This window comes from Candidatus Woesearchaeota archaeon, from assembly GCA_018303425.1.
Classification (GTDB): domain Archaea; phylum Nanobdellota; class Nanobdellia; order Woesearchaeales; family JAGVYF01; genus JAGVYF01.
This window is the reverse complement of sequence record JAGVYF010000027.1, coordinates 1-5871: the sequence shown is the minus strand read 5'-3', so window position 1 is coordinate 5871 and position 5871 is coordinate 1. Positions and strand designations below refer to the sequence as shown.

The 5871-nt window shown below is 31.5% G+C and carries 8 protein-coding genes; 3 read left to right on the top strand and 5 right to left on the bottom strand.

Annotated features, from left to right (window positions below):
• Positions 1–80: 80 nt before the first annotated feature.
• Complete coding sequence (locus J4418_04055; protein MBS3113230.1) at positions 81–1235, bottom strand: aminotransferase class I/II-fold pyridoxal phosphate-dependent enzyme; 1155 nt, start codon at positions 1233–1235, stop codon at positions 81–83.
• A gap of 200 nt (positions 1236–1435) precedes the next feature.
• On the opposite strand from J4418_04055, the gene J4418_04050 reads away from it, so the two are divergent.
• A complete protein-coding gene (locus J4418_04050) occupies positions 1436–2311 on the top strand; it encodes a RimK family alpha-L-glutamate ligase (protein MBS3113229.1) in 876 nt (291 codons plus the stop codon).
• Positions 2312–2366: 55 nt separating this feature from the next.
• Here the strand turns inward: J4418_04050 and J4418_04045 are convergent, their stop codons facing one another.
• Positions 2367–2711, bottom strand: coding sequence for a hypothetical protein (locus tag J4418_04045; protein MBS3113228.1), 345 nt, complete (start codon positions 2709–2711; stop codon positions 2367–2369).
• 89 nt (positions 2712–2800) lie between these two features.
• Between J4418_04045 and J4418_04040 the strand changes: the two genes are divergently transcribed.
• Positions 2801–3118: a DUF192 domain-containing protein gene (locus J4418_04040; GenBank protein ID MBS3113227.1), complete on the top strand. Its 318-nt coding sequence runs from the start codon at positions 2801–2803 to the stop codon at positions 3116–3118.
• 77 nt (positions 3119–3195) lie between these two features.
• Here J4418_04040 and J4418_04035 read toward each other — a convergent pair whose 3' ends face one another.
• Positions 3196–3534 carry a hypothetical protein gene (locus J4418_04035; protein ID MBS3113226.1) on the bottom strand — a complete coding sequence of 113 codons (339 nt, stop codon included), beginning with the start codon at positions 3532–3534 and terminating at the stop codon, positions 3196–3198.
• Between the two features lie 210 nt (positions 3535–3744).
• Here J4418_04035 and J4418_04030 point away from each other — a divergent pair, with 210 nt between their 5' ends.
• Positions 3745–4272 carry a hypothetical protein gene (locus J4418_04030; protein MBS3113225.1) on the top strand — a complete coding sequence of 176 codons (528 nt, stop codon included), beginning with the start codon at positions 3745–3747 and terminating at the stop codon, positions 4270–4272.
• A gap of 26 nt (positions 4273–4298) precedes the next feature.
• Here the strand turns inward: J4418_04030 and J4418_04025 are convergent, their stop codons facing one another.
• Together J4418_04025 and J4418_04020 are read right to left on the bottom strand one after the other, a co-directional pair.
• Positions 4299–4790, bottom strand: coding sequence for a methyltransferase domain-containing protein (locus J4418_04025; protein MBS3113224.1), 492 nt, complete (start codon positions 4788–4790; stop codon positions 4299–4301).
• 146 nt (positions 4791–4936) lie between these two features.
• Entirely contained in the window at positions 4937–5848 is a 912-nt protein-coding gene (locus J4418_04020) for a methyltransferase domain-containing protein (protein ID MBS3113223.1), read from the bottom strand.
• Positions 5849–5871 lie beyond the last annotated feature (23 nt).

Here is a 5871-nt window from a genome sequence, read left to right as displayed (position 1 = left end):
CCAATGAGAATTCAAATACTAAACTAACAAAAGAAATAACTGTTATTATGTTTAATGCGATTTTTTTAGTATTGTCATTGTTATTTGCCATATTTTTTCAAAAATTTTTCAAGTCTTTCTGCTGCAGTTTTGATAACGTTTAGGTTGGTTGCATATGAACATCTGATATATCCTTCGCCATATAACCCAAATTCTATACCTGGAACTACTGCAACTTTAGCTTTTAATAAATCGCTTGCAAATTTGAAACTGTTGTTTGAATATTCGCTTATATTTGAAAATGTATAGAATGCTCCTTCGGGTTTTGGCGTTGGCAAATCTAGCTCGTTTAATCTTGTTACTAAGTAATCTCTTCTTATCCTATAACTTTTTACCATTGCATTGATATATTTTTCAGGTAATTTTAGTGCTTTTACTGCAAGCATTTGTGATAATGTGCATGCTGTCAATGTTGAGTAAATATGTATTTTTGAAATTGCTTGGACAAGTTCAGGGTTTGCGATCGCGTAACCAATTCTAAATCCGCACATTGCATGTGATTTAGAAAAGGATTGCAAAGTTACGACCCGTTGTTCCATGCCATTAAATGAGCCAATTGAGTAATGTTTTTGGTCGTAGACGATTTTTTCATATGCTTCATCTGAAAATATATAAAGATCGTTTTCAACTGCAATGTCTGAAATTTCTTCTAAAACTTTTTTCCTTATTACGTTACCGGTAGGATTTGAAGGGCTGTTAATAAGTAAAACTTTAGTTTTCTTTTTATCAATGTGTTTTTTGAGGTCGTCAGGGCTTAGTTCAAATTTTAATTCTTCTTTAAGCTGTATAGGCACAACTTGCGCATTGATTAAATCGAACATTGGCTGATAACCCATAAATGCGGGTGTTGGAAGTATTACTTGGTCAGATACGTCAAGAGTGCACATTGAAGCCAGCATTAAAGCTTCTTGGCTTCCGGCCGTGACTACTACATTTTCTGGTGAAGCTTTTATCTTGTTTTCTTTTCTAACTTTTTTAGCAATCGCTTCTCTTAAATCACTTCTACCTGCCGGTGGCGAGTAATGGTTAACTTTATTTTTTAATTGCGGAATATAATTAACTAATGGTTTTGGGAGTGAAAAGTCAGGTTCGCCAGGACCAAGTGAAGCGATACTTTTATCTTCGGCAGCAATTTTAAGAAGTTTGCCAATAACCGCTTCGGGCAGTTCTTCTTCACGTTCAGAAATTTCAACCATATATTATTTTTAATCATTTTATTATATAAAACTATGGTTTTACTTTATCTGTTCGCTGTTGCCAGTTAAGTTAGGCATTCTGAATTATAATCTCAATAAAGTTTATGTTAATCTAATTGTAGTTAATTGAATTGAATGGCATTAGCTATGCTCATATATTTTACTAAATATTTATAAACATATAAAACTTGAATTTGGGTATGGGTATAGAAATAGGATTACTTGGGATTAAATTTCATGAACATGCTCGGAAGAGGATTCTTGAGGAATTTAAAAGAATGAATCTGAAAGTAGTAAAATTAAATTTGGGAAAGTTGTGTCTTTCAATTGATGGTAAACTTTCCGGGTTTCAAGATAAAGTTAAACTGGATGAATTGGATGTGGTGCTTCCCCGGTTTAGTACTGGTCATTATAGATTTGGTTTAATTACTATGAGACAATTAGAAGCTATGGGTATTCCCACTATTAATAGTTATAGAGCTATAAAAAATTGTCAAAATAAATATCTGACGTCGTTATTATTAAGTAAAAATAATATCCCCCAACCAAGAGCTTATCTTGCATCATCTTCTGCGGGCATTTTAAGAGCAGTAAAAAAATTAGAAAACCCTGTAATTTTTAAACTTTTACACGGAGGCAAGGGTTCTGGTGTTGCGCTTATCAATTCAAGTATAGAAGCTGAGGATTGGATATCGACAATGAGCAAGGTTGGAAGGTTAATTTATTTACAAGAATATATTCCCCATGAAAAAAATGAAGATTACAGGTTATTTGTTTTAGGCAATGAAGTTATTGGGGCCATGAAAAGAATTTCTGTGCATGGCTGGAAAACTAATTTTTCGTTAGGTAATAAAGTTGAAGTTATGAAACCTGATTCTGATTTAATTGAAATGGCCTTAAAGTCTGCAAAAGCAGTAGAAGCTGATATTTGCGGTGTTGATATCATGAAAGGTAAAACCGGCAATCAAGTAATTGAAGTGAATCAGCATCCGGGCTTTGAAGGGTTAGAAAAAGCGACTGGAAAAAATATAGCTAGAAAAATTGCCCAATATACGATAAAACAAGTAAAAAAATAAAATCTTATTTGGAGCAGAGCATCAGGGTATTCAATATCTGAAAAAATAACCTGAATTATTCGTCTGTTTCTTCTTGGTGTTTTTCTTCGTATTTTTCCAAGCAAGAATCACAACAAAACCGCATTACCTTGCCATTAATTTCTTTTTCAAGATGGTCATCTACTAATATTTCTCCGCATTCGCGGCATTTCGCATCTTCGCCGTCATGCGCAGCTCCTTTCATGAAACCTTCTTCAGCAGGATCGATTACGCCATCTTCTTCAAGTTTAGTTGAACCTTCATCTTCATAAATATCTTCATCTTTCTCATCCATATCCATTTCAAGTTCTTCTTTTTCATCTTCGCTCATTTCCTGATCTTCAGGTTTGGGATCGTCTTCTGAATAATTTTCATCTCTCATTTGGTATCACCTAAAATTTATAGTCTTAACAGGTATAAAAGGTTTTCTTTACAGAAAGTTATATAATATAGGATTTATTAATAATAATTATGAGACTTGAAGATCCAATCTTTTGCCGAGATTTAATATCCAAAGGTATAGGACAAATGTTTAGGTTTAAACCTGCTATTATGGTGTTTGTATTTGATGAAGAACAACGCGTTCCTTTACATATGTGGTTTGTTTTTTTTCCGATAGATGTTGTTTATCTTGATTCCAGGCATAATATTGTTGAATTGGTTGAAAATCTGAAACCTTTCAGTTATTATAATCCTAAAAACAAAGCTAAATATGTTGTTGAGTTTTCAGCGGGGACTATTTATTCAGAACGATTAGTTGTTGGAAATAAAATTATTTTTTTTGAATAAAGATTTTGAAGTTTAATTGTTTGCGAAGAATTTTGTTTTTTTGGGCATAACTTTATTCTTGTGTTTCAGGCATCTATTTATCTTTTTTTGAATGCGATTATAATGAACCAGCCCAATATGACCCATTTCAAGTAAGGTAAGAACTCTAAAAATATATCTAAAGCTGGCGTGAATACTTCTATGAAGTTTAATACGGGGTTATTTATTTTTAATAAGTAATTGATTATTCCTTGGGCAACTATCCATAAAATAATAATATTCAAAAGTCCCATAAATGATTTTAATGATACTTTATCTTTAATAATTGGTTTAAGAATTTCTTCTATTCGCGGAAATACATGAGTAAGCATTCCCCAACCACCAATAACAATTGCAATGGCTGAAAAAACATTTATCGCCCAAATTTGTAGACTCATCTAATTATTACCTCTCTTTAAGTAAAATATAGATTTAAAGTTTAAAAAGGTTTCTACTTATCTAAATGGTATGTGTATAGCTTTTGTTAGTTTGGTTGTGCATCCAAAATTATAATATAAACCTAGTTTATGATAATCCTATTATAGTCAATTTCGTAGATTGGCAGTGGCAAAACGATAGTTTTATATATTAATTTGTCTCATATTTTTATGAAAAATATTCTACTCCTATTTTTGGTCTTTATGTTTATATTTATAGTCGGTTGTTCTAGTTCAGATGTTCCTACTGAATCAGATGTTCCTTCTGAAATATCAGTCAAGGAATGTTTAAGAACTGATGGAAGCAAAAAGTTAGCATTGTCTCATTTATGTTCTACAAATGAGGATTGTATTTTATATGTTAGTCAAATAGATAAAAGTTATTCTCAACGTAGTACTGATGAGAATGATAATCTGAAATGTGTTGAAACTTCATATGAGCAAATTAAGATAGATGGCAACAAATTAAAATGTGAATCTGAACAAGACTGTCTGCAACAAATGAATCCATTTGTAAATTATAGTTTAGTTAGTTTAGTAAAGTCAGATGAATTGGATTTACTTGTTAATTCATGGAAACAAGTTTTTAGTTGTAATCAAAATATTTGTTGGGTAACTAAATATAGTTTAGAAATGTACAATAGTTCGGGAACTATCCAGGTGACGCCTCAATTCTTTCCGGATTTTCCGGTTCGATAGTGATGCCTCGTGTCATTTCTGGTTAATTATTTTTCAGCTTCAATACTGGAACTTTCATCATCTCTCGTTATATTTTTGAAATCAAGCGTTTTAAGACGTTTGATAATCTCGCCGATGTAATCACGTCCTCGCATTATTCCTGATTGGGGCAGGTAATGAAAAAGTTTCCCATTAGGTTTTAACACTCTGTAAACTTCTTTGTAGTTATTTGTTGAGAAAAAGTCTCCGGATTGATGCACTGTGCCGGCATCAAGAATAATATTATCAAATTCATTAGTCTTAAATTTTTTAACTTCTTTAGTGAAATCTGCATTAATTTGTTTAATGTTACCTTTTGTAAAAAGTTCTTCAGAATAAGGGTTAAGTTTTGCAATTTCAATTACATTTGGATCCCATTCAATTGTAATTACTTGTTTGGCATGTTGTGATGCTGCAATTGCTGTATATCCCAGCCCGGTGCCGGAATCAAGGATTTTTCCGTTTAATTTTAATTTTTTAATTTTTTCAATGAACGGCATTTTATGCATAGAAGTTGCTGAAATTTTTAGAATTGGCCTGAAACTTGTCGGTATTAATTTATACAGCTTATCTGTTTCTTTTGAGAAAAATTGCAGTTTAATGAATTTATTATTTTTTATAATGTAACAATTTTTGTCTTTATCTTTTATTTTGTCAGGTTTGACTTAGGCGATGTATTCCATTTTAACAGGTATATTTTTTTTGATAATGATTTGTGCAGATAATGCTTGAAATAAGATTCTACTTTATATTTATTTTTAGGCAGCTTGATAAAATCAGGAAGTCCTAATACAATAACATTTGCTTTAATATTGTCAAGAAATTCTTTTACTAAAGATTTTATGTTTGTAACTTTTGTGCTTTTTCCATATGGCAAATCAGTTACAACATACTTATATTTCCTTGTTATTGTTAAAGCGTCCTTTTGTTCAACTTTGGCTTTTATCTTATAATGTTTAAGGTTAATTTTTGCCCGGTTTACCATATTTCTGTCAAGGTCTGAACCTTCAATTTTCATACCCATTAAACCGGCTTCAATTAGCAAACCGCCTGAGCCGCAGAATGGATCTAAGATAATTGAACTTTTTATTGCGCCGGTTAAATTTATCATTGCCTTTGCAAGTTTTGGGTGCAGCGAAGAAGGATGTGATTCGGGCCTGTTTTTTGTTTTTCTTTTTTCATAGTCATCTTGATTTTTGTAGATAAGCAAGCCAAAATATTTTTTACTGAGTAAGTTGAATTGAGTTTTGGGATTTTTTAAGTTAACTATTGGGTTTTTTAGTTTGTTCCATATTTTTTCAGCTAATTCTCTTTCGTTAGCGCCTTGTACTCTAACACAAAATGAATCTTTATAATATTTTTGCCATTTAATCTTATTTATGTTTGTGCCTAAGAACTTGTAAACGGCTTTAGTGTAAGCAAGCCTTTCAGGATACTTGTATGCAGAAGTAAATAATAAATTTTTTTTAAGTTTTGAATTTCTTGCTTTTGTTAATGTTAATACTTCTGTTTTTGCAAGTTTTAGGTTCTCTTTTGAGAGTTCATATATGTAGACCATAAGAATTTATACATGGAGATTTG

Coding starts and splice junctions, on each gene's coding strand:
- J4418_04045 (MBS3113228.1), bottom strand. CDS start 2,711: ATGAGAGATGAAAATTATTCAGAAGACGATCCCAAACCTGAAGATCAG.
- J4418_04055 (MBS3113230.1), bottom strand. CDS start 1,235: ATGGTTGAAATTTCTGAACGTGAAGAAGAACTGCCCGAAGCGGTTATT.
- J4418_04050 (MBS3113229.1), top strand. CDS start 1,436: ATGGGTATAGAAATAGGATTACTTGGGATTAAATTTCATGAACATGCT.
- J4418_04030 (MBS3113225.1), top strand. CDS start 3,745: ATGAAAAATATTCTACTCCTATTTTTGGTCTTTATGTTTATATTTATA.
- J4418_04035 (MBS3113226.1), bottom strand. CDS start 3,534: ATGAGTCTACAAATTTGGGCGATAAATGTTTTTTCAGCCATTGCAATT.
- J4418_04040 (MBS3113227.1), top strand. CDS start 2,801: ATGAGACTTGAAGATCCAATCTTTTGCCGAGATTTAATATCCAAAGGT.
- J4418_04020 (MBS3113223.1), bottom strand. CDS start 5,848: ATGGTCTACATATATGAACTCTCAAAAGAGAACCTAAAACTTGCAAAA.
- J4418_04025 (MBS3113224.1), bottom strand. CDS start 4,790: ATGCCGTTCATTGAAAAAATTAAAAAATTAAAATTAAACGGAAAAATC.